The organism is Acinetobacter lactucae (genome assembly GCF_013344765.1).
In the GTDB taxonomy this organism is placed as follows: Bacteria; Pseudomonadota; Gammaproteobacteria; order Pseudomonadales; family Moraxellaceae; genus Acinetobacter; species Acinetobacter lactucae_A.
The window spans coordinates 1-23,016 of sequence record NZ_JABVBF010000037.1 but is presented as its reverse complement, the minus strand read 5'-3'; the positions used below and the strand labels follow the sequence as shown (position 1 = coordinate 23,016).

General features: G+C 39.6%; 20 protein-coding genes and 1 pseudogene. 14 read left to right on the top strand and 7 right to left on the bottom strand.

Annotated elements, in window-relative coordinates:
• Nucleotides 1-85: 85 nt before the first annotated feature.
• The 4 genes from HUN22_RS06030 to HUN22_RS06015 form a co-directional block, all read right to left on the bottom strand.
• Nucleotides 86-1,090, bottom strand: coding sequence for an LLM class flavin-dependent oxidoreductase (locus HUN22_RS06030; RefSeq protein WP_174727049.1), 1,005 nt, complete (start codon nucleotides 1,088-1,090; stop codon nucleotides 86-88).
• A gap of 133 nt (nucleotides 1,091-1,223) precedes the next feature.
• A complete protein-coding gene (locus tag HUN22_RS06025; RefSeq protein WP_174727046.1) occupies nucleotides 1,224-1,730 on the bottom strand; it encodes a hypothetical protein in 507 nt (168 codons plus the stop codon).
• A 234-nt stretch (nucleotides 1,731-1,964) separates the two neighbouring features.
• A complete protein-coding gene (locus HUN22_RS06020) occupies nucleotides 1,965-2,384 on the bottom strand; it encodes a glycine zipper domain-containing protein (RefSeq protein ID WP_174727043.1) in 420 nt (139 codons plus the stop codon).
• 177 nt (nucleotides 2,385-2,561) lie between these two features.
• Nucleotides 2,562-3,482, bottom strand: a complete 921-nt coding sequence (locus HUN22_RS06015; RefSeq protein WP_174727040.1) for a LysR family transcriptional regulator — start codon at nucleotides 3,480-3,482, stop codon at nucleotides 2,562-2,564.
• A gap of 119 nt (nucleotides 3,483-3,601) precedes the next feature.
• Here HUN22_RS06015 and HUN22_RS06010 point away from each other — a divergent pair, with 119 nt between their 5' ends.
• The 3 genes from HUN22_RS06010 (at nucleotide 3,602) to prmC (ending at nucleotide 6,641) form a co-directional block, all read left to right on the top strand.
• Nucleotides 3,602-4,441: a type 1 glutamine amidotransferase domain-containing protein gene (locus HUN22_RS06010; protein ID WP_174727051.1), complete on the top strand. Its 840-nt coding sequence runs from the start codon at nucleotides 3,602-3,604 to the stop codon at nucleotides 4,439-4,441.
• A gap of 293 nt (nucleotides 4,442-4,734) precedes the next feature.
• Nucleotides 4,735-5,823, top strand: coding sequence for a peptide chain release factor 1 (gene prfA, locus HUN22_RS06005; protein WP_002119588.1), 1,089 nt, complete (start codon nucleotides 4,735-4,737; stop codon nucleotides 5,821-5,823).
• Complete coding sequence (prmC, locus tag HUN22_RS06000) at nucleotides 5,823-6,641, top strand: peptide chain release factor N(5)-glutamine methyltransferase (protein ID WP_174727037.1); 819 nt, start codon at nucleotides 5,823-5,825, stop codon at nucleotides 6,639-6,641. Before prfA ends, prmC begins: the two co-directional genes overlap by 1 nt.
• Before the next feature lie 10 nt (nucleotides 6,642-6,651).
• Here prmC and HUN22_RS05995 read toward each other — a convergent pair whose 3' ends face one another.
• Nucleotides 6,652-7,680 carry an AraC family transcriptional regulator gene (locus HUN22_RS05995; RefSeq protein ID WP_174727034.1) on the bottom strand — a complete coding sequence of 343 codons (1,029 nt, stop codon included), beginning with the start codon at nucleotides 7,678-7,680 and terminating at the stop codon, nucleotides 6,652-6,654.
• Nucleotides 7,681-7,849: 169 nt separating this feature from the next.
• Between HUN22_RS05995 and HUN22_RS05990 the strand changes: the two genes are divergently transcribed.
• Nucleotides 7,850-8,620 (top strand): 3-hydroxyacyl-CoA dehydrogenase, encoded by a 771-nt coding sequence (locus HUN22_RS05990; RefSeq protein WP_174727030.1) that lies wholly within the window; start codon nucleotides 7,850-7,852, stop codon nucleotides 8,618-8,620.
• Nucleotides 8,621-8,639: 19 nt separating this feature from the next.
• A pseudogene (locus HUN22_RS05985) lies at nucleotides 8,640-9,760 on the top strand (acyl-CoA dehydrogenase family protein).
• Nucleotides 9,761-9,850: 90 nt separating this feature from the next.
• Here the strand turns inward: HUN22_RS05985 and HUN22_RS05980 are convergent.
• Nucleotides 9,851-10,429: a flavin reductase family protein gene (locus HUN22_RS05980; RefSeq protein ID WP_174727027.1), complete on the bottom strand. Its 579-nt coding sequence runs from the start codon at nucleotides 10,427-10,429 to the stop codon at nucleotides 9,851-9,853.
• 169 nt (nucleotides 10,430-10,598) lie between these two features.
• Between HUN22_RS05980 and HUN22_RS05975 the strand changes: the two genes are divergently transcribed.
• From HUN22_RS05975 to HUN22_RS05935, 9 genes are all read left to right on the top strand, one after another.
• Nucleotides 10,599-11,375 carry a HesA/MoeB/ThiF family protein gene (locus HUN22_RS05975; RefSeq protein WP_174727024.1) on the top strand — a complete coding sequence of 259 codons (777 nt, stop codon included), beginning with the start codon at nucleotides 10,599-10,601 and terminating at the stop codon, nucleotides 11,373-11,375.
• A 58-nt stretch (nucleotides 11,376-11,433) separates the two neighbouring features.
• Nucleotides 11,434-12,732 carry an ABC1 kinase family protein gene (locus HUN22_RS05970; RefSeq protein ID WP_174727021.1) on the top strand — a complete coding sequence of 433 codons (1,299 nt, stop codon included), beginning with the start codon at nucleotides 11,434-11,436 and terminating at the stop codon, nucleotides 12,730-12,732.
• Between the two features lie 15 nt (nucleotides 12,733-12,747).
• The gene (gene folB, locus HUN22_RS05965) at nucleotides 12,748-13,128 is read left to right on the top strand and encodes a dihydroneopterin aldolase (protein ID WP_174727017.1); all 381 of its coding nucleotides are present in this window, start codon (nucleotides 12,748-12,750) and stop codon (nucleotides 13,126-13,128) included.
• A complete protein-coding gene (locus tag HUN22_RS05960; RefSeq protein WP_174727013.1) occupies nucleotides 13,085-13,522 on the top strand; it encodes a 2-amino-4-hydroxy-6-hydroxymethyldihydropteridine diphosphokinase in 438 nt (145 codons plus the stop codon). The genes folB and HUN22_RS05960 overlap by 44 nt, the downstream gene beginning before the upstream one ends.
• Nucleotides 13,523-13,780: 258 nt before the next feature.
• A complete protein-coding gene (kdpA, locus tag HUN22_RS05955) occupies nucleotides 13,781-15,490 on the top strand; it encodes a potassium-transporting ATPase subunit KdpA (protein ID WP_174727010.1) in 1,710 nt (569 codons plus the stop codon).
• 8 nt (nucleotides 15,491-15,498) lie between these two features.
• Nucleotides 15,499-17,538, top strand: a complete 2,040-nt coding sequence (gene kdpB, locus HUN22_RS05950) for a potassium-transporting ATPase subunit KdpB (RefSeq protein WP_174727007.1) — start codon at nucleotides 15,499-15,501, stop codon at nucleotides 17,536-17,538.
• Between the two features lie 13 nt (nucleotides 17,539-17,551).
• Entirely contained in the window at nucleotides 17,552-18,157 is a 606-nt protein-coding gene (kdpC, locus tag HUN22_RS05945; RefSeq protein ID WP_174727004.1) for a potassium-transporting ATPase subunit KdpC, read from the top strand.
• A gap of 37 nt (nucleotides 18,158-18,194) precedes the next feature.
• A complete protein-coding gene (locus HUN22_RS05940; RefSeq protein ID WP_174727001.1) occupies nucleotides 18,195-20,849 on the top strand; it encodes an ATP-binding protein in 2,655 nt (884 codons plus the stop codon).
• Nucleotides 20,850-20,860: 11 nt separating this feature from the next.
• On the top strand, nucleotides 20,861-21,577 hold the full coding sequence (locus HUN22_RS05935) for a response regulator (RefSeq protein ID WP_174726998.1): 717 nt from the start codon (nucleotides 20,861-20,863) through the stop codon (nucleotides 21,575-21,577).
• Nucleotides 21,578-21,675: 98 nt separating this feature from the next.
• On the opposite strand, the gene HUN22_RS05930 is transcribed toward HUN22_RS05935, so the two are convergent.
• The coding region (locus HUN22_RS05930; protein ID WP_174726995.1) for a glutamine synthetase family protein at nucleotides 21,676-23,016 on the bottom strand (1,341 nt) is incomplete at its 5' end.

Below are 23,016 nucleotides of genomic sequence, written 5' to 3'. Positions count from 1 at the left end.
AGCAGGAAGTCGGGGTAAAGTCTTTTCAGATAGATGGTCATCCCATACTCGAAATTAATTCAAGTATGGGAATGCAAAGCGGAGTTTAAAGTTCTGTTTTTACGTTCATTAGTTGTGTAAAGCTTTCTAAACGTTTAGCGGTATCGTATACATCGCATGTGAAAATAAATTCATCAACATCGTATGTCGCTAAAAGTTTTTTTAAACCAGAGCGAACTGTATCTACAGAACCAATTTGCGCCATTGCATAAAAGTTCTCAACAGAAAGCTGTTCTGCTGTATTCCATAATCCCTGCATTGATTCAACCGGTGGTTTAAGCTTTAAACTTTCACCACGAATTAAACCTAATACACGTTGGTACGCACTCGTTGCTAAAAACTGAGCTTCCTCATCTGTATCTGCCACAACAACAGGCACACCCATAGAAACATAAGGTTTATCTAAGTACTCAGAAGGTTCAAAGTTCTCACGATAGAGTTGGATGGCTTGGCCTAGCATACGTGGTGCAAAATGTGACGCAAATGAGTAGGGTAGACCAAGTTTTGCCGCGAGTTGCGCACTAAAAAGGCTAGATCCAAGTAACCAAACAGGAACATGGGTACTTTGTCCAGGTGTTGCAATAATCTTTTGCCCTGCTTGAGGGGCGTCAAAATATTTTAGGATTTCGACAACATCTCTAGGAAACTGATCTTCTGTTTCTTGATGACCGCGACGTAGAGCTCGCATGGTGAGTTGGTCTGTACCAGGAGCACGACCTAACCCAAGTTCAATACGATTTGGATAGAGTGTAGCGAGAGTTCCAAATTGTTCTGCAACAACGAGAGGGGCATGGTTAGGAAGCATAATTCCGCCTGAACCTAAGCGAATATGCTGTGTATGTGCTGCAATAAAACCGAGTAAGACAGCGGTAGCAGAACTTGCGATACCATCCATGTTGTGATGTTCAGCAAGCCAGAAACGTTCATAACCTAGCTTTTCAGCATGTTGTGCTAATTCTAGTGCGTGACGTAATGAGAATTCGATGGTTTTATCATTACGAATGGGAGCAAGCTCCAAAATGGAGAACTTGGTATCTTGAAGTGATCGCATGCGATATTCTCGAATAAGGGTATATCGAAATAATACGATATATAGAGTTTGATGTATATCGTTTTTTTTCGATATTGAGTTTTCTCATTCAATAAAAAAGCACCCTAAGGTGCTCTTTTGATTCATATATGAATTAGCGATTTTTATACCAACCGCGGTGACGACCATTGTCATGACGACGACTACTGCTTTTATAATAACGATGCTCACCGTCGTAATATCTACGGTCATCACGATCATAACGACCACGGTCATAACGGTCATCGTAGTTACGGTCTTCAGCAACTTTACGACCTAGCGCTGAACCACCTGCAGCACCTACCGCTGCACCAATGTAACCACCGTTGGTACCGCCCATGTTTTTACCAACAGCATAACCAGCACCACCGCCTAAAGCACCGCCAATCGCAGCTTCGGTACGATTACGACGGTCACTCGCCGCTGCTGCACCACCAGCCCCCCCTAAAGCTGCACCAATTGTTGCGCCTGTTGTGCCACCCATGCTTTTACCAATTGCTGTACCAACAACACTACCTAACGCAGAGGTTGCAGCAACACGGGTACCATTATCTGCATGAGCAACTGTCACCATAGAAGATGTTGCAATTAATGCACTAGCTAACCAAATATTCATTTTCATCTTGGAACTCCATGTCCTTTTTACTAACAGGACAGTATTTTTATGTTGAGATAAATGTAATAAAAAATTTCGTGATAATTATGGAGAAGCCAAAACGAGATACGCGTGTTTTGTGTCGGATTGTATTGTTTGTATTAATATGTGGATAAATCATGAGCATGCGACATAGCAGTTTGGAGATTCGTCAAAATAAAAAAAGCACCCGAAGGTGCTTAGAATTTTCATCAAATTTGATTAGTGATGACGACGGTGTTTTTTCTTCCAGTGCTTAGAAGATCTGTCTGCATCACGGTCTTTAGAAATTTTGTTGCCTAAAGCCGAACCACCCGCAGCACCTAAAGCAGCACCCACATAACCACCGTTTGTACCGCCCATGCTCTTACCAACGGTGTAACCAGCACCGCCACCTAAAGCACCACCAATCGCAGATTCAGTACGGTTACGACGATTACTTGCAACAGCTGCACCACCAGCACCCCCTAAAGCCGCACCAATTGTTGCGCCTGAGGTACCGCCCATGCTTTTACCAATTGCAGTACCAGCGACACTACCTAAAGCAGAAGCAGCTGCCACATGTGTTGTATTGTCAGCATGTGCTACAGTAACCATAGAAGTTGCTAGAAAAGCGCTACATAACCAAGTATTTAATTTCATTTTTGACTCCGTGTCCCTAGTCGCAGGACCCTATATCTTTGTTACGGCAAATGTAACAAAACACTTCTCCGAAAATATGGAGAACCATCTTTTGATTATTGTAATTTAGTGTCTGGTTTGTATGCTTTCTATTAAAATAGAAGATTTAATACTCATATAGTAAGAACTGATTCTCACTTAATGTTCATAAGTTTCTTTACGGTCAGTTGAACACAAGAAATCAATAAAAGCTCGTGTGGCAGAAGACATATGTTTATGTTGTACATATAGTAAAGAGAAATGGCGTGTGTGGCCTGCATATGGCTCAAGTAAAGGCTGTAGCTTTCCTTGTTGAATCTTTTCATTAACAATAAATTCGTAACTCTGGCATATCCCTAACCCATTTTCAGCAAGAGACACGACTCCTAAAATATCTTCTTTTACTAAAACCCGATTTGTTGGTATCCACTGAATTTCATTATCACCATTTTTTAAAAACCATGGCGTGACCTTACCCGTGCTTGGTAATTCAAAGGCAATACATTGGTGATAGTTTAAATCTTCCACGGTTTTAGGAACACCCATACGTTTTAAATAATCGGGTGAGGCAACAAGTTGAAGAGGGGCAAGCTCCAAAGGTCTGGCAACGAGAGTACTATTGGGAAGCTGACCTTGACGAATAGCTAAATCAAATCCTTCAGCAATTAAATCGACGTTTCGATTAGAAATACTGATTTCAATTTGAATGTCCGGATATTGAAAAAGAAATTTTTGTAGTAATTCTGGAAGGCGATAATGCCCATAAGTTGTGGGTACACTTAATTTAATTTTGCCAGAAATTTGTAGTTGTTCACCTTGAATAGTACGCTCTGCATGGTCAATTAACTGAAATGCATGTTGCATCTTTTCATAATAAAGTTGACCAGCTTCAGTCAGGCTCAAATGACGAGTTGTTCTTCTAAAAAACTGAATACCAAGTTTTTTCTCTAGCCGCGTAATTGTTCTACTAATGACTGAAGGAGTGGTTGCTAAATAAATTGCAGCTGCACTAATAGAAAGCTTCTCAGCCACAATTAAAAACACTTCAATATCGGCAAGATGGTCAAATTGACGTGACATTTAGTCCTCAAACGCAAAAAAGATTTGCAAAGGTGATTGTTTATCTACCTCATTGGCAAAAATAGAATATATCCATCCAAAATATAAATCCAGCAAATGGTTGGAATGAAGGTCTAATGATGAAATCTCTAAATAAAATAATGCTTGCAGTAGTTACCGCTTCAGCAGCATTCAGTGCAAATGCTGCTCATGTTTTGGTTGTATTGTCTGATGAAGGGCAGTTAGAGCTAAAAAATAATCAGATTTTTAAAACAGGCTTTTATTTAAATGAGTTAATGCAGCCTACCAAAATGCTGTTAGATGCGGGGCATACCGTAACATTTGCCACTCCAAAAGGGAAAGCTCCAACCTTAGATGAGTCATCGAACAGTGCGATGTACTTTAATCAAGATGAAAAAGCATTAAAGAAATATGCAGGTTTATTGCGTGATCTAAAATTAACATCTGCTCAAGATTCTCCGGTTGTGAGCCTATCTCGTATTGAGCAAATTGGGTTTGATAAGTTTGATGCTATTTATATTCCGGGTGGACATGCGCCCATGCAAGACTTATTAAAAGATAAACAACTTGGCAAAGTTCTCACGGCTTTTCATAAAGCTGGAAAACCTACTGCATTGGTTTGCCATGGTCCTATCGCTTTAATGTCAACTTTACCTAATGCCTTGGAAGTAGTTGATCAACTAGAACAAGGTAAAACAGTCAAAACTGGCGAATGGATTTATAAAAATTATCGGATGACGGTGATTAGCAATCAAGAAGAAGAGCTAGCAAAAGCTTTGTTAAAAGGTGGAGAAATGAAGTTCTATCCGCAAACGGCTCTACAGTCTATAGGAGGTAAATATCAAAGTAATACAACTGCGTGGACTCCAAATGTGGTGGTAGACCGTGAGCTTATTACAGGACAAAATCCAGCCTCGGCTGTTCTTGTCGGTAAAACTTTGTTAGGGAAATTAAAATAAGATAACCGTGATAGAGAGGCTTTAGAAATAAAGTCTCTCTTGTCATAGGCGCTTTAAAAAGCTGATTTATTATTCTTAATAAAAAGCAAAATTCTAGATTACTCGATAAATCTCATATGAAATCATTGTATTGATATATCGCTACTGACTATGAAAGTTGATGAATTGGCTGATTATATATGTCATTTAAGCGCCATAATCTGTAAACTATGCGCTATTTTTACGATTTTGCTTATCTTCTATACTTACATAGCGTTCGATAAGCTTTTTGGACTTTTGAGATATTTCCTTTTATGAAAGCGTCACTCCGTTTACGACTTGATCAACTCTGTGATCGACATGAAGAACTTACTGCATTGCTTGCAGATGCTGAAGTGATCTCCGATAACAAACGTTTCCGTAAATTGTCTCGTGAACATAGTGATTTATCTGAAATTACCGAAGTTTGGGGTAAATACCGTCAAGCAGAAGAAGATATTGAAACTGCTGAAATGATGAAGTCTGACCCAGACTTTAAAGATATGGCAGAAGAAGAAATTCAGGCGAATAAAACATTGCTTGAAGAATTAGAAAGCCAGCTCAATATTTTAATGATACCAAAAGATCCAAATGACTCTAACGCGGCTTATTTAGAAATCCGTGCTGGAACAGGTGGTGATGAGGCTGCAATTTTCTCAGGCGATTTATTCCGTATGTACAGCAAGTATGCCGAGACACAAGGTTGGCGTATTGAAGTTCTTTCTGAAAATGAAGGCGAGCATGGTGGTTTTAAAGAAGTCATTTGCCGCGTAGATGGTGATGGCGTTTATGGCCGCTTAAAATTTGAAAGTGGTGCGCATCGTGTGCAACGTGTTCCAGCGACTGAGTCACAAGGTCGTGTTCATACTTCAGCATGTACAGTTGCAATTTTGCCTGAAATTGATGTTGATACCAACGTTGAAATTAATCCGGCAGATTTACGTATTGATACTTACCGTGCTTCGGGTGCGGGTGGTCAGCACATTAACAAAACCGATTCGGCAGTTCGTATTACCCACATCCCAACGGGTACAGTGGTTGAGTGCCAAGAAGAACGTTCACAGCATAAAAATAAAGCCAAAGCGATGGCTCTTTTGGTATCACGTTTAGAAAATGCAAAACGTGCAGCAGCTGATGCAGCAACTTCTGAAATGCGCCGTGATTTAGTGGGTTCTGGTGACCGTTCTGAACGTATCCGTACGTATAACTACCCACAAGGTCGTATGACTGACCATCGTATTAACCTAACTTTATATAAGTTAGATGCGATTATGGAAGGTGATTTAACTGAATTGCTCGATAGTTTACATCGTGAATATCAGGCAGATCAGCTTGCGATGCTTGCACAGGAAAATGGCGGCTAATGAATATTGCTCAAGCGCTTGCAATTCGTGGTGAGCCTGACAGTTATGAGCGACAGGAAAATGCTTGGTTACTTGAGCATTTTCTAAAAATCAATTCGCTTGAATTAAAGTTTGGACTTGAGCAAGAGTTAACAGTCCAACAAGAGCAAGACTACTTGGCAGGTCTTGAACGTATTCAAAATGGTGAACCTTTGGCATATGTGACAGGTTCTCAACCATTTTGGACGCTCGACTTAAAAGTAACGTCTGATACTTTGGTACCACGTCCAGATACTGAAGTTTTAGTTGAAACCGTTTTAAATCTAAATTTGCCAAAGAATGCAAATATTGTTGATTTGGGAACGGGGACAGGTGCAATTGCGCTTGCATTAGCAAGTGAACGTCCATATTGGCAAGTCACGGCAACTGATATTTATCCACCTACTTTAGAAGTCGCAAAAGAAAACGCACAAGCATATGATTTACAAGGTGTGAGATTCGCTTGCGGCGCTTGGTTTGAAGCACTGGAACCACAACAGTTTGATTTAATTGTTTCTAATCCACCGTATATCGACCCTGAAGATGAGCACATGCAAGCTTTGGCAACAGAGCCACGCCGCGCATTGGTTGCAGATCATCAGGGACTCGCTGATATTAAAATTATTATTGCTCAAGGGAAAAACTGGTTAAAACCACAAGGCTGGATTGTTCTTGAACATGGTTATGATCAGGGACAGGCTGTTCGAAATATATTTGCTGAGCATGGCTTTAGTGAAATTAAAACCATTCAAGACTATGGTCAAAATGATCGGGTCACATTGGCTTCATTATCAATATAATGAAAACAATTTAATCTGTAGAGTTAAAGGTCGCTTCCCGATAAGCACCTGGGCTGACACCTGTCCATTTTTTAAAAGCACGGTGAAATGCACTTGGATCATGAAAATTTAGATCTTCACTAATATTTGGAATTGAGTCATTCGTTTTGCTTAAGCGTTCAACTGCAATATCACAGCGGATTTCATTTTTAATTTGTTGATAACTCACACCTTCATGTTTCAGACGGCGTTGAACGGTGGCTTCTGAAATATTGAGTTGTTTTGCCATATCTTTGAGTTCGGGCCATTGCGCGGGGTGTAGTTTCAATAAATGACGACGAATTAATAGACTCAATGCATTTTCATTTTTGAAACGAACTAAAAGATTTTGCGGAGTTTGATCTAAGAAATCATAAAGTGCATTTTTATCTTTTTTAATTTTAATATCTAAATAGTGAGCATCGAATTCAACTCGATTTATCTCAGCATTAAATTTAATATCTTCACCAAAACGTACGAGATAGTCCTGAATATCCTGAGGTTTAGGGCAACGTACCATAATATTATTTAAGCTAATTCGTTGGTCTACTAACCAACACATCAGCCCATGTACTAATATTAAAAAGGTTGCATAGGTAAACATTCGTTTAGGCTGTTCACGATCATGAATCACTAAATAAGCTTTTTCTTGTTCTCGAATGAGTTCTCCGTGCATATCATCTAAAACAAAGTTAAAAAATTTCAAAATATCGTAGAGTGCTTTTTCCAAAGTTTCAGTCGTACTGACGAGTTTAGTCAGTAATTTATAGCTTCCACGACGCATGGGGTGGCTATCCATCCCAAAAAACTCATCGTTCATGACATTGGCAAGTTCTATCCACAATTGGGCATACGTCGTAACAGGTACACGTGCCTTTGGAGACATTAGTAATTCAGCGGGGATGCCTGCCTTATTTAGAATTATTTGTGTATTTAGACCTTTGGCATAAGCCGCACTCAGCGCTTCATGTACTAGTGCAATCGAAATTGTGCCTTTACTTAAAGAAGATTGGACAACCATGTCAAAGACTCATATTTTCTTCATATATTTCAAGTGAAATATTTCATATTTAAAATTTGGATTGATCAAAAGCTGCAAACATTTTGAGGCTTTTTGGAATTGTATCGGAAAACAACAACTTTTACTCTCACTACTAAGTGTAAAGAACATTTCTATAGGACATTACATAATGAAAATTCAAGGGAAACATTTCGTAATTACAGGTGGTGGCTCTGGCTTAGGGGCTGCAACAGCTGAGTATTTGGTGAAGGAAGGTGCCTCAGTCACATTGGTCGACATGAATGTAGAAGCAGGCGAGCAACAAGCAAAACAGTTGGGGCCAAAAGCTGACTTTGTAAAACTTGATGTGACAGATGAAGTTGCTGCTGAACAGTTCTTTAAAGATGTGTTGGTCAAACATGATCATTTACATGGTTTGGTGAACTGTGCCGGTATTGGCCCTTCTGCAAAAGTGGTTGGTCGTGAAGGCGTACATGATTTGGCGCTATTTTCAAAGACTTTAAATATTAATGTCACAGGTACATTTAACATGCTGCGTTTTGCAGCAGATGCAATGAGTAAAAATACGGTTGAAGAAGGTGACGAAGACCGCGGTGTAATTGTTAACACTGCGTCTGTGGCAGCATTTGATGGTCAAATTGGTCAGGCTGCGTATTCTGCATCAAAAGGCGCTATTGTGGCGATGACATTGCCAATTGCTCGGGAGTTAGCGCGTCATGCCATTCGTATTATGACCATTGCACCGGGAATTATGGAAACGCCAATGCTTAAGGGAATGCCACAAAACGTACAGGATGCTTTGGGGCAAATGGTGCCGTACCCATCTCGTTTAGGCAAACCAGAAGAATTCGCCCGTTTGGTTGCACATATTGCTGAAAACTCTTACTTAAATGGTGAAGTCATCCGTTTAGATGGTGCAATTCGTATGGCAGCAAAATAATAAAAATAAGGATGCTGAAATGATCTTAAATGCTGAACAAAGTATGGTTCAGGAGATGATGCGTAACTATGCGCAAAATCAGTTAAAACCAACAGCTGCACATCGCGATAAAACCCATGAATTTCCTGCTCAGGAATTAAAAGATTTAGGTGCACTAGGTGCTATGGGTATGACCGTGCCCGATGAATGGACTATGTATCTTTAGTGCTTGCAATTGAAGAAATTGCCGCAGGTGATGGCGCTATTTCGACTATTGTCAGTGTACAAAATTCCTTGATTTGCGGTATTACACTGGCATACGGTTCAGAGCAGCAAAAACAAACCTATTTACCAAAATTTGCATCTGGTGAATGGCTAGGATGCTTTTGTTTAACTGAGCCACATGTAGGTTCTGATGCAAGTGCGATTTTATGTAAAGCCGAGCGAGATGGTGGTCATTGGGTTTTAAATGGCGTAAAACAATTTATTACCAGCGGTAAAAATGCCCAAGTGGCTTTGGTGTTTGCGGTCACAGATAAACAAGCAGGTAAAAAAGGGATTTCGTGTTTTCTTGTACCGACCAATACACAAGGTTACTTTGTGACTCGTATTGAAGACAAAATGGGGCAACATGCTTCCGATACAGCGACCATTACGCTTGAAAACTGTCGAATTCCCTTAGAAAATTTGGTGGGGCAAGAGGGTGAAGGTTATAAAATTGCATTATCTAATTTGGCGGCTGGACGTATTGGTATTGCCGCTCAATCGGTGGGTATGGCAAGAGCGGCTTTTGATGCAGCGGTGCAATATGCAAATGAGCGTAAAGCTTTTGGAGTCGAATTAGTTCAGCATCAGGCAGTTGGTTTCCGTTTAGCCGATATGGCGACCCAGATTGAAGCTGCACATCAGTTGGTTTTGCATGCTGCAACTTTAAAAGATGCGGGGCTGCCTTGTTTAAAAGAAGCCTCAATGGCAAAGCTATTTGCATCTACTATGGCTGAGCGGGTGTGTTCGGATGCAATCCAGATTCATGGCGGTTATGGCTATGTAAGTGATTTCCCTGTAGAGAGAATTTATCGTGATGTTCGTGTAAGCCAGATTTATGAAGGGGCTTCGGATATTCAACGCTTGGTGATTGCTCGTGAAGTGGCTCAAGTTTAAGTATTAGATTTTAAAAAAGAGTCACTGACTGCAAAAAACCGCAATTGTTATGCGGTTTTTTGCAATTAAATGAAACTCGCTTTTTGATGATTAAAGCTGAGCTTTGACTTCTTCACCAATTAAATAAAAGGTTCCTCCAGCAATATAGTGCAAGCTTCGAAGTTCTTTCGGCGCATCTTGAAAATGCCAGTGCCCATCTCTAAAGACACGGCTATCTGCCCATGCACCTACAACAGAACCAATAAATAAATCATGAGCTGACTGATTATGCGGTTCTGGAATAAGTTTACAGACAAGCCATGCGATGCAACCTGATACAAGTGGGCTAGGAAGTTCTTCTTGATAAAATAGTTCAATACCACAATGCTCAAGTTTTTGTGGATCATCTAACTTACTAATGGTTCCAAGTTGATGAGTCAGATCGAGCTGTGCATAGCAAGGAACTTGTAAGGTGAAATAACCACTTTGCTCAACGAGCTGTCGTGTTTTAGTGCTTTTGTCGAGAACCACAGACACTTTGGCTGGTTTAAACTCTAAGGCACATGCCCAAGCGGCAGCCATTACATTGCGGTCATCACCATGTTGTGCAGAAACAAGGACAGTTGGACCATGATTTAACAAACGATAAGCTTTTTCTAACTCTACAGGTGCAATATATGATTGGGACATATTTAGCCTAAGTAATACAGAAAAGGGATAGCTCTATTGTTGCAGAAAGCGTGTGAGAAGTAATGTAATGGGGAGTTAACTGAATAAAAAAGTTGTTTCCATTTTATAGCTTTCCTAATGACGAACTTAGTCATAAAATCACTTGGCTTCTAAGTGAAAGGATTAACGTGTGACCGAGCTTCAAGATATCGATTTTGTAGAGTTAAGTGATGAAGAAATGCATCTCTATAGCCGTCAGATTTTACTTGATGGATGGGATATTGAAGCTCAGGAAAAACTCAAACTTGCTAATGTGCTGATTGTTGGTGCTGGTGGAATAGGATGTAGCAGTGCGGAGCTACTAGCGCGAGCAGGGGTTGGGAAAATTACACTGATTGATGCAGATACAATTGAGATAAGTAACTTACAACGACAAATTGCATTTGGTCATGAAGATATTGGACGCTATAAAGCTGAAGTTCTTGCAAAGCGGTTACAGAAAATTAACCCTTATATCTGCGTTGAGTACTACAACGAACGTTTAGATGAACATAACATTGATAGACTTGTTGAACACCAAGATGTGGTGTTGGATGGATGTGATAACTTTACAACACGCTATCTGGTAAATGCCGCTTGTAAGAAGCATCAGGTTGCATTAATTAGTGCTTCTGGAATAGGTTTTCAGGCACAAATGTTTATGGTTGAAGGTGATTCAGCTTGTTACGAATGTTTATTTCCTAAAGAACAGCATAGCAATGAAGGCCTACGCTGTGCGGAATCTGGGGTACTTGCGACTACTCCTGTAATGATAGCGTCATTACAAGCACATCACACTTTACTGTATTTAGGTTTAAATCGTGTACCTTTAAAGCAGAAACTATTATTGTGGGATGGTTTAAATATGACACAACGTATTGTTAGTTTTGATAAAGATGTAAATTGCCCACTTTGTCAGGCAAGCTAATCAGTAAATTAAACAAAATTTGCTACACTCAACCTGAATGATTTGGTTTTGAAGAAATATGAAAAAAAATATTTTGTTTGATGGGCTACGTTCAGTCGCCCGCATTGGTGAAACAGCAGTGGTTGCCGCCAAAGCTGGAATTAAATACGCAACTGAAAAACCAAGTAATGCCAAACTCATGCGAGAGACTTTTGAGTCACTTGGCTCAACTTATATTAAGCTTGGTCAGTTTATTGCGAGTACACCATCTCTTTTCCCGCGCGAATATGTTGAAGAATTTCAAGGTTGTCTAGACCAGACACCAACACTCCCATTTAGTTATATTCAAGGTGTGCTTGCATCTGAATTTGAAGGACGCGATTTAAGTCAAATTTTTAGTTATATCGATGAAAAGCCATTAGCTTCTGCGTCAATTGCTCAGGTTCATGCCGCTAAGCTGACCACAGGTGAAGATGTTGTTATTAAAGTACAAAAGCCTGGCGTTGAAACCATTTTATATACTGATTTAAGTGTAGTGCATTGGGCTGCCAAGCTACTTGAACGTGCAGTACCAAAAATCAAATTTGCTGCTCTTTCTGAAATTGTAGATGAAATTAAAAGCCGTATGGTTCGTGAAGTCGATTTCATTGAAGAAGCACAAAACTTAGATGATTTTGTGGAATATCTTAATATTTCACAAAATAAAGCTGCCACAGCACCTAAAGTTTATCATCAGTTTTCTACGCGCCGTGTCTTGACCATGCAGCGTTTATACGGCGTGTCTTTGACAGACTTTAGTGTTGTAAAACAATATGCTAAAGATCCATCTCAAGTACTGATTACTGCCATGAATACATGGTTCGGTAGTCTTATGCTGTGTAAGAGTTTCCATGCTGACTTACATGCTGGGAACCTAATGTTGCTTGAAGATGGTCGAATTGGCTTTATCGATTTCGGTATTGTGGGGCAGTTAAAACCAGAAGTCTGGACAGCATGTATTGCGTTTATGGATGCCTTACAAAAGACTGATTATCAGGCAATGGCTGAAAATATGTTGAAAATGGGCATGACCCATAACAAAGTTGATGTTCAGGTTTTGGCTCAAGATCTAGAGCGTTTGTTTAATGGCGTATTAATGGCCGATCCACAACAGATCTTGTCTTCAAATCCAGCCGATTTAAATGACATCATGATGGATATGGTAGGTGTAGGCGAGCGCCACGGGATTAAATTCCCACGTGATTTTGCTTTATTATTTAAGCAAATGCTTTATTTCGATCGTTTTATGCGCGTACTCGCACCATATACTGATATTTATGCAGACCAACGTTTGAAAATGGTTCAAAATATGGAACCTGCTTCGTTGTTAAAGCACTAAGGTCAGTTTAAATTTATGGATGCCATTATTATTGAAGGCTTGAAAGTTGAGACAGTGATTGGCTGTTTCAACTGGGAAAGACAAATCATTCAACCTTTAATGTTGGATTTAACCATCCATAATGATTTGAGCCGAGCAGCAGCGTCTGACAAGCTTGAGGACACTCTCAACTATGCGCAGATTTGTGAGTTATCGGCTCAAGCCATTCAACAAGCTAAACCTGAATTAATCGAGCATGCAGCACATTTGGTTTTACAATGTTTGTTTGAAACCTTTCTATCAATTGAAAAAATTACCATAACCATCCGTAAGCCAGCCATCATTGCAGAAGCAAATGCTGTAGGAATTCGTCTTGAACGCACCAGAAACAATTTTTGCGCTCGCCCTAGCGAGTAATTTAGACGCAGATCAGCACTTTACTTTTGCTTATACGCAATTGGCAACTTTGGGGAAAGTGCAGTTTTCATCTGTTTATCAAATTCCATGCCGAGATGGTATTGGAGAAGATTATTGGAATTCAGCATGCCTATTAAAAAGCACTTTATCGTATGAACAAATTGAATCTTTTTTAAAGAAACTTGAGTTAGATTCGGGGCGTGTTCGTCCGTCGCATCATATTTCTTTAGATGTAGATTTAATTGCATGGGGAAGTGATCTGGACCATATGCAATTTAATTCTAAAAAGCTACCTTTGGCACTCGATGTAAAAATTCCTTTATATGAACTTTGGCATTGTGAAATCTTAAAGGCTGAAGCAGTACTTTATCCAGTCGTTAATTTTAAAGTTTAACGCCTTTCAAACTAAATTTTACGCAAACTTTACGCGCGGTTTGACTTCCTCAATAGAGAATTTACGGGTATTTTATCGATACTGAAATTCACTAAATTAGTGTTATTTCAGGACAATAAAGATGCTTATAAATTCTCAAATGCGCATCTTGCATCAGTCTGGCATTGTCTTATGCGGACTTAAAACAAATGATATTTCTTCATCTCTTCTTATTTCCAGTTTGGCAAATCAAGCCAAGGGGTATAGAGGAGAATAGCCATGTTAGAACTTATACTTGTTTTATTTATTGCTATATTTCTAGCATGGTGCCTCAGTAAATATCTATCCAAAGTGATGGCAAATCAGCCGATGTGGGGTGATGGATTATTTCGTTGGATTGAAAATCCTGTTTACCGCTTGTTAGGTGTATCTCCACAACAACAAATGAATTGGAAGCAATATTCTTTAGCATTTGTTGTTAGCTGTATTTTTCTTACAGTCGCTATTCTTGCTATTTTTATGACGCAAGCATGGTTACCATTAAACCCTAACCATGCACCAAATATGAGTTGGGATTTAGCATTACACACCGTTATTTCATTTTTAACCAATACCAACCAACAGCATTATTCTGGTCAAGCTCAATTATCTTATTTGTCGCAAATGACAGGTATTGTGGGGTTGCAAGTTATTACTCCAATGATGGGGCTGGCTTTGGTTGTTGCGACATTAAGAGCTTTCTTTTATCAGCGTCCAAGCCATATTGCAGCCGATGTTGCTGAGCAGCCAGAACAAATTTTAATTGGGAACTATTGGGCAGATGTAATTCGTCCTACAGTACGCTTTTTGCTTCCACTGTGTTTTGTTTGGTCATTGTTGCTTAACAGCCAAGGCGTACCAGCAACTTTCCAAGGCGGACCAGAAGTACAGCTTATTGATAAAGCCAATAGTGTTGAAACTCAAAAAATTCCTTTAGGGCCAGTTGCACCAATGGTCGCGGTTAAGCAATTGGGTAGTAATGGCGGTGGTTGGTATGGCCCGAATAGTAGCGTGCCTTTGGAAAACCCAACGCCATTTTCTAATTTGCTAGAAATGATTGCGATTTTACTCATTCCAATCACAGTGATTTTTATGGTTGGACATTTTACCCAACGTAAAAAATTTGCTTACTTTGTTTTTGGTAGCATGCTTTTCATGTCGATTATTTCAGGTGCGGCGGCTGTCTGGTCTGAGAGTATGTCATCGACAGCATCTCAACTTGCCGTAATGGAAGGTAAGGAACAACGATTTGGACCAGCAGCATCAGCAGTTTGGGCGGCTCTTACTACACAAGTGAATAATGGTTCGGTCAATATGATGCATGATTCTTCTGCGCCTCTTACTGGTATGGTCGAACTCATTAACATGCTGATTAATGCGATTTGGGGTGGTGTTGGCTGTGGTCTACAACAGTTTATGATTTATCTGTTACTCGCAGTCTTTATTGCAGGTTTAATGACAGGTCGTACCCCTGAGTTGTTTGGACGCAAGATTGAAGCCGCAGAAATTAAGTTACTCGCGATTATTATTTTGATTCAACCTCTCGTTATTCTTGCCTTTACAGCACTAACCCTCAGCATTCCAGGAATATCGGGAATTAGCAATCCGGGACCACATGGTATTAGCCAAGTATTCTATGAATATGTCTCTGCGTTTGCTAACAATGGTTCAGGTTTCGAAGGCCTTGGAGATAATACTGTATGGTGGAATGTCACTTGTAGTATTGCTCTAATTTTAGGGCGCTTCCCAACATTAATTTTACCATTGATGATTGCTACACGTTTAGCAGCAAAAAGAAAAGCACCAGAAACCGCAGGTAGTCTTCAGGTTGAAACTCCAACTTTTGCTTTAACGCTGATTACGATTGTTGTTCTGCTTACCTTATTACAATTTATGCCAGTTCTTGTCCTTGGGCCAATTGCCGATCAACTTTTGTTGGTTAAAGGCTAAGGAGGCGAGTGAAAATGAATACACAAACTCATGTAAATAGCCATAAAAAAACCATGGCAGTACCAAATTTTGAAGTTTGGAAAAATGCTTTTGTGAAACTGCTACCGCAGCACGCAATTAAAAACCCGGTAATGGCAATTGTATGGCTTGGAACAGTGGTTACTGGAATCAGTACGATCTTGGGTTATACCACGCTGTTATTTGGTTTCGTGGTCACAGCTATCTTGTTCATTACGATTTTATTTGCTAACTATGCCGAAGCAGTGGCAGAAGCTAGAGGTCGTGGACAGGCATCTTCATTGCGAGCAGCAAGAGAAAATTTGACGGCTCGAAGACTGAACTCTTTGACAGATCGTCGGGCGACTCAAGTTGCAGCAACTGAACTTCATTTAAATGATTTTATCGAAGTACATGCAGGTGAGCTTGTTCCAGCCGATGGTGAAATTGTAGAGGGTTTTGCCACCATTAATGAATCGGCCGTTACAGGTGAATCTGCACCTGTGTTACGCGAAGCTGGAACTGACCGTTCAGGTGTCATTGGCGGTACTAAAGTACTTACAGATCGTATTATCGTACAAATTACTGCTGAGTCTGGTCAAAGTTTCTTAGACCGTATGATTGCTTTGGTTGAAGGCTCAAATCGCCAAAAAACACCGAATGAAATTGCACTTGGCTTCCTATTAATGGTGATGACAATCACGTTTTTAATTGTCGTGATTAGCTTACCATTCATTGCTAACTATTTGCATATTGAACTTGATCCAGTCGTGCTTGTGGCGTTATTGGTCTGCTTAATTCCGACAACCATTGGTGGCTTATTACCCGCGATTGGGATAGCGGGCATGAACCGTGCACTCAAAGCCAATGTCTTGGCGAAATCGGGTAAAGCTGTTGAAGTTGCTGGTGACATCGATGTGCTTTTACTTGATAAAACAGGAACTATTACCTATGGTGACCGTCAAGCAACATCATTTTATCCTTTAACTTCGGTTACTGAGTCTGAATTGAGGGCTGCTGCTTGGGTAAGTTCGCTTGCAGATCCAACACCGGAAGGGAAATCGATTGTTAAGTTAGCAAAAGAACAAGGGTTAAAACAACAAGAACCTGAGCAGGCTGAATTTATCTCTTTTAGTGCTTCAACTCGAATTTCTGGTGTGAATTTGCCTAATGGTGTCCAAATTCGTAAAGGTGCCTTAGATGCTATTCTGAAATTTGTAGATGAAGATTATTCTCAAGATTTAGAGTTAAAAGCACGTGTTGAACAAGTTGCCAAAAAAGGTGCAACACCATTGGTTGTCGCAAATCAGCACCATGTATTAGGTGTAATTGAACTCTCCGATGTCATTAAACATGGTATTAAAGAACGTTTTGCTCGTTTAAGAGAAATGGGTATCAAAACCGTTATGGTGACTGGTGATAACCCGTTAACTGCTGCCGCGATTGCTGCAGAAGCTGGGGTAGATGACTATATTGCCGAAGCAAAACCAGAAGACAAATTGGCTTGTATTCGTACTGAACAACAACAAGGTCGTTTAGTTGCGATGGTTGGTGATGGAACCAACGATGCACCTGCATTAGCACAAGCTGATATTGGTTTAGCTATGAACTCAGGTACACAAGCTGCAAAAGAAGCTGGCAATATGGTCGATTTAGATTCAGACCCAACCAAACTACTCGCTGTGGTTGAGATTGGGAAACAGCAGCTGATTACTCGTGGTGCTTTAACAACGTTTTCATTAGCAAATGACGTATCTAAATACTTTGCAATTTTGCCTGCATTATTCGCAGCTGCGATTCCACAAATGCAGGTATTGAATGTAATGCATTTGGCTAGTCCAAGCAGTGCGATTTTATCTGCACTAATTTTTAACGCGATTATTATCCCGTTATTAATTCCAATTGCACTTCGAGGCGTCAAATTTAAACCTTCAACTGCCACTCAGTTACTACGTCGAAATATGTTGATTTATGGTGTGGGTGGTGTGGTTCTACCATTCATTGCTATTAAAGCAATTGATGTAGTGATTATTCAATTATTTGGTTTGTAATCTGGAGTTTGAAATGAAAACTTATGTACAAAATTCAGAAGCAAATTTGGGTCAGACCTTAAGAGCATCTTTCGGACTCCTAATTTTTAGCTTAGTCGGGTGTGGCGCCGTTTATAGTGCTATATCTACAGGTGTTGGACAGGTTTTATTCAACAATCAGGCCAATGGTAGTTTGATCGAAATAGACCATAAAGTTCTAGGGTCAAAATTAGTCGCTCAGCCATTTGTTGGAGAGGCTTATTTTCATCCACGTCCTTCGGCAGTTGCCTACGATCCTATGGCAATGGCGGGTACGAATCTGGCATATACTAGTCCTGAATTGCAAAAGCAAATTGATGCTCAGATACTTGCGGTGAAAAAACAAGATCATACTGGGAATACACCTATTCCAAGTGATTTAGTGACTAAATCAGGTAGTGGCATTGATCCGCATATCAGTCCCGAAGCGGCTCAGTTACAAGTTGCCCGGGTGGCTCAAGCTCGTCATTTAGATCCTAAAGTGGTGGAAGGGCTACTGCAAAAGCATATTGAACCGATGCAGTTTGGTGTATTGGGGCAAGCTCGTGTTAATGTATTAGAGCTCAATATTGCTTTAGATCAATTACAATCTACACATTAACTTAAAACAAAGTTGTTAGTTTACCGGATGATATCAAGTGCAAAGCAATCGCGAAAATCAGGCTGAGGCCTTATTAAATCATGTCAACAGATATCAAGCCGGTCGACTAACAGTCTTTCTTGGTGCGGCACCCGGTGTTGGAAAAACCTATGCTATGCTCGCTCGCGCCAAAGAGTTATTTCAACAGGGCACAGATGTTGTTGTTGGTATTGTTGAGACCCATGGAAGGATAGAAACATTAAAAATTTTGGAAGGGTTGCCTCAGATTACTAGAAAGGAAATACAATATCAGGGGCATACTTTAGAAGAAATGGACTTGGATGCTATTTTACTTAGGCATCCCGAAATCGTTTTAGTTGATGAACTAGCTCATCGCAATGTACCAAATAGTCGTCACGAAAGACGTTGGCAAGATGTCAATGAGTTGCTAGATGCTGGTATTGACGTATTCACCACCATAAATATTCAGCACTTAGAAAGCCTAAATGATGTGGTCTACCAAATTACCGGGATTCGAGTAAATGAAACGGTACCAGATCGGGTATTTGATCGTATTCGAGATATTCGCTTAATTGATTTACCCGTCAGTGAACTTATTGAAAGGCTCCATCAAGGAAAAGTCTATGTACCAGAGCAAGCAAATCTGGCTTTACAAGGCTTTTTTAGCATTTCAAACTTAACTGCATTACGTGAACTGGCAATGCAATGCGTTGCTGAACATGTCGACACAGATTTAAAAGAGAGTTACGCCTCTAAAGGCTTGAAATCTATATCGTTGCAAAATGAATTGATGATTGCGATAGATGGGCAAGGTTCCTCTGAGTATTTAGTGCGAGCAGGTTGCCGTTTAGCAGAACGTAATGGCGCTACATGGACTGTAGTAAATGTAGCTAAAAGCTTGGATTTTGGGCAGAGTTCAGGGACTTCTTATAAAAAAGAATACATTGAGATTGATCGTGCCTTTGAACTGGCTCGACAACTCGGTGGTCGTACAGAAGTTTTATATGGCCATCGAGTTGCGTCAGTGTTAATGGATGCCGCGGTTGATCGAGGAATTTCAAATCTGGTCATTGGTAAAAGTATTTCACCGTGGTGGTTAAAGTTATTTAAGAAAAATTTAGCTCAGCAATTATTAAATCAAGAAAACTCGATTGCTTTAACCATTTTGCACCCGGAACAGGGTACCAAAAAAATCAATCAGATTGAAAAACCATCATTTTTATCATTAAAAGAGAGTATTTTTGTTTTAGCTGTGACGTGTGGCAGCATTTTTCTAGCTCACTTTGCCGAAGTCCTATTTGGTATTGAAGACTTTTCTGTCATTTTTATTATTTCAGTTTTAATTGTAGCAACAAAAACCAGAATGCTTGCTGCTGTCGTGGCAGCCTTAATATGCTTTTTGGCCTATAATTTTTTCTTTATTGAACCACGTTTTACTTTTCAGATTTCAGCACACCAAGGGGTCGTTACCGTTGTTGCTTTTTTTGCGGCAGCGTTGATCGCCGGACGTTTGGCCTCTCAGTTACGTCAACAGGTTTTGTCGTTAAAAGCTGCGAATGCTTACTCTACGGTGATGCAAGACTTGGCACGTAAGCTTTCTAGTGCCGTCAACCTTGAAGAGGTCATGCAAACAGGTCGAATGACTTTAGAAACACAGCTTCAGACAAAGGTGTGGATTTCTATTCAAGATAGGGTAATTTCATCTGATGTTGAGCTAAATGATAAAGAAAAAGTAGCTGCAGAATGGTGTTTGAAACATCAACAACCATGCGGGCGTTTTACTGATACACTCAGCCAGTCAAACTGGTGGTTTTTACCTCTTTTAGAACAAAAAAATAGCTTAGGTATTGTAGGAATTTACTTTAATGATGAAGTGGTTTCCTTAAATTTTGAGCAGAAGAAACTGACTGAAAGTGTGATTGAGTATATTGCTCAGGCAGCACTTCGAACTGAATTAGTCAATGAGCTTGAGCAAGCAAAAGTAACCAGTGAAACAGAACGCTTACGCTCTGCTTTATTATCTTCAGTATCGCATGATTTACGTTCACCACTTGCTTCTATTATTGGTGCAGCAGACACGCTTGCTAATTTTAAAGCTGATATGTCAGAACAAGACCAGCAAGATCTACTTGAAACGATTCATTTGGAAGGTGAACGTTTAGATCGTTATATTCAAAACCTGCTTGATATGACACGATTAGGGCATGAAGGTTTATCTTTAAAAAGAGACTGGATTGGTATAGATGAATTAATTGGTTCGGCAACCCATCGATTAAAGCGCTATAAACCTGATACTCAAGTGGTAGTTCAGTTGCCTGAACAAACAATTAGTTTATATGTCCATCCGGCACTGGTAGAACAAGCTATTTTTAATGTTTTGGAAAATGCGGCAAACTTTTCACCTCCAGATGAACCAGTTATGATTCGTGCTAATCTTTTGTCAGAAGATGAAGTTAAAATAGAAATTGAAGACCGAGGTGCAGGAATTCCCGAAGACGAAAGACACCGTATCTTTGATATGTTTTATACTATGGAACGTGGAGATCGTGGAAAATTCGGTACGGGTTTAGGGCTAACGATCGTAAAAGCGATTATCGGTGCTCATATGGGCACAATAGAAGCATTTTCAGGGCGCCAAAATAAAGGTACTTTAATTCAAATCAAATTACCCATTCACCCAGTAAAAGAATAAGTTGTAAATTCATGATAAGTTCAGAAACATCACCTGTAGAAACACGTATTGTGATTATTGATGATGAACCTCAAATCCGTAAATTTTTAGACATTGCTTTACGAACTCAAAAATACAAAACCACGCTCTGCGAAACGGGTTACAAAGGCCTAGAGACTTTGGCAACCCAAGGGGCTGATTTGGTTATTTTAGACTTAGGTTTACCTGATTTAGACGGAAAGGAAGTGCTTCAAGAATTACGTAGTTGGTCAAATGTGCCTGTTATTGTGTTATCTGTACGTGCTGATGAATATGAAAAAGTTGCCTTGCTAGATGCAGGTGCAAATGACTACATGACCAAGCCCTTTAGTGTGCAAGAGCTTTTAGCACGTATACGTGTCATTTTAAGAAACCAACCTATTCATCAAGAAGCTCATGTTTATGATGATGGCTATCTTAAAGTCGATATTACGCAACGTTTGGTTTGGGTCGAGCAACAGCCAATTACTTTAACTCGAAAAGAATTTCAACTTTTGACACTATTAATGCGTTATCAAGGCCAATTGTTAACACAGCCGCAATTATTAAAAGAACTTTGGGGGCCAACGCATCAGGAAGATACTCATTATTTACGCATTTTAGTGGGTAAGTTGCGTAGTAAATTAGGAGATAATGCGATTCATCCTCGCTATATTGCAACTGAACCAGGTGTTGGGTTGCGTTTTTTAGCTAAACAAAATAATCATTAGGTTTATATTGATTAAATATAAAAAAACCTTAGGGAATTTCTCCCTAAGGGTTCGCTGAATACAGTGTTTCTTTATTTTTATGTCTTAGTGTTTTTTAGTTATATATCCCAATGTTGTTCTGCTTCGGTCATTTGACTATAAATATTTTGATATTCAGCATGTTTAACTGTGAACCAATGCTCTACAAAGTCTGCTCCTAAATATCCTTTTAAAATAAGACTTCCTTTAAATATTTTTAGGGCTTCCGGTTGGTTATTTGCTAGTAAAATGTGTTCGTCTGGAAATTTTAAAAGATGTGCTGGTTTTGGGAGTGGCAATTTATGAGATAAGCCATAAGACACACCAGCTAAAATAGTCGCTGTAACAAGATAAGGGTTACAGTCAGCTCCAGCAACACGATATTCTAAGCGTTGATTTTGTAAATCTGAGCATGGAATACGAATTGCGACATTTCTGTTATTGGTATCCCAATTGGCTTCTAATGGCACATGATGACCAATTTTAAAACGTCTATAAGAATTAATATTCGGAGCTAAAATAGCCATAGATGCAGGCATTAGTTCAATCAGGCCACTAATCGCGTTTAGTAATTTTGTGGAAAGCTCATCTTTTTCTTGTTGAGAGCTAAATATATTTTCATGGTATTGATTGAGCAGGCTCATATGAAAATGCATACCACTACCAGCTTTTGCCAAGTTTGGCTTTGCCATGAAACAAGCAGTTAAGTTATGTTTTTTTGCGACTTGTTTTACAATTCTTTTTAAAGCATTAATTTGATCGCAAAGCTTTAAAATATCATGACTATGTTGAAGGTTTAATTCGTATTGTCCAGGGGATGACTCTGCAACAATAGCGGTAATTTCAATAGATTGGAGTAGAGCGGCTTTTTCAACTTCTTCTAGAACTTGTTGATAGTTATTAGGTGCATCTATATCGAAACATTGGTTTTCAGAACATGTTTCAGATTGATGGTGAGGTGAGAAAAGATAAAACTCTAGTTCGGCAGCCATGACCGGAAAATAATTATTCGTATGCAACTGATTTAATAATTTTTTTAATATATTACGTGGTTCATAGCGACAGTCTGAGCCGTCTTCTTCTTGCATTGTGAGGAAAAGCTGAGCATTGAATTCTGGGGATAAGGCACTTGGTTGCAAGCTGCCTAAAATGGGCAGACAAAGTCTATCTGGTTCACCAATATATTTTCCTAGGCCTGTCTCTTCAATCACTTTTCCATCAAGACTCATTGCATAAACAGAAAGCGGGAAATAGCATCCACTGGAGAGATTTTTTAAACTTTTAACATCAATGCGTTTACCACGAATATGCCCGTTTAAATCATGCAGACAAATATCAATGTGCTGCGTATGTGGATATAAACTTAAATATTCATCTACTTCTTTCAGAAAAAGCTCAGAGTTGAAAGTATGAGCTTGTAC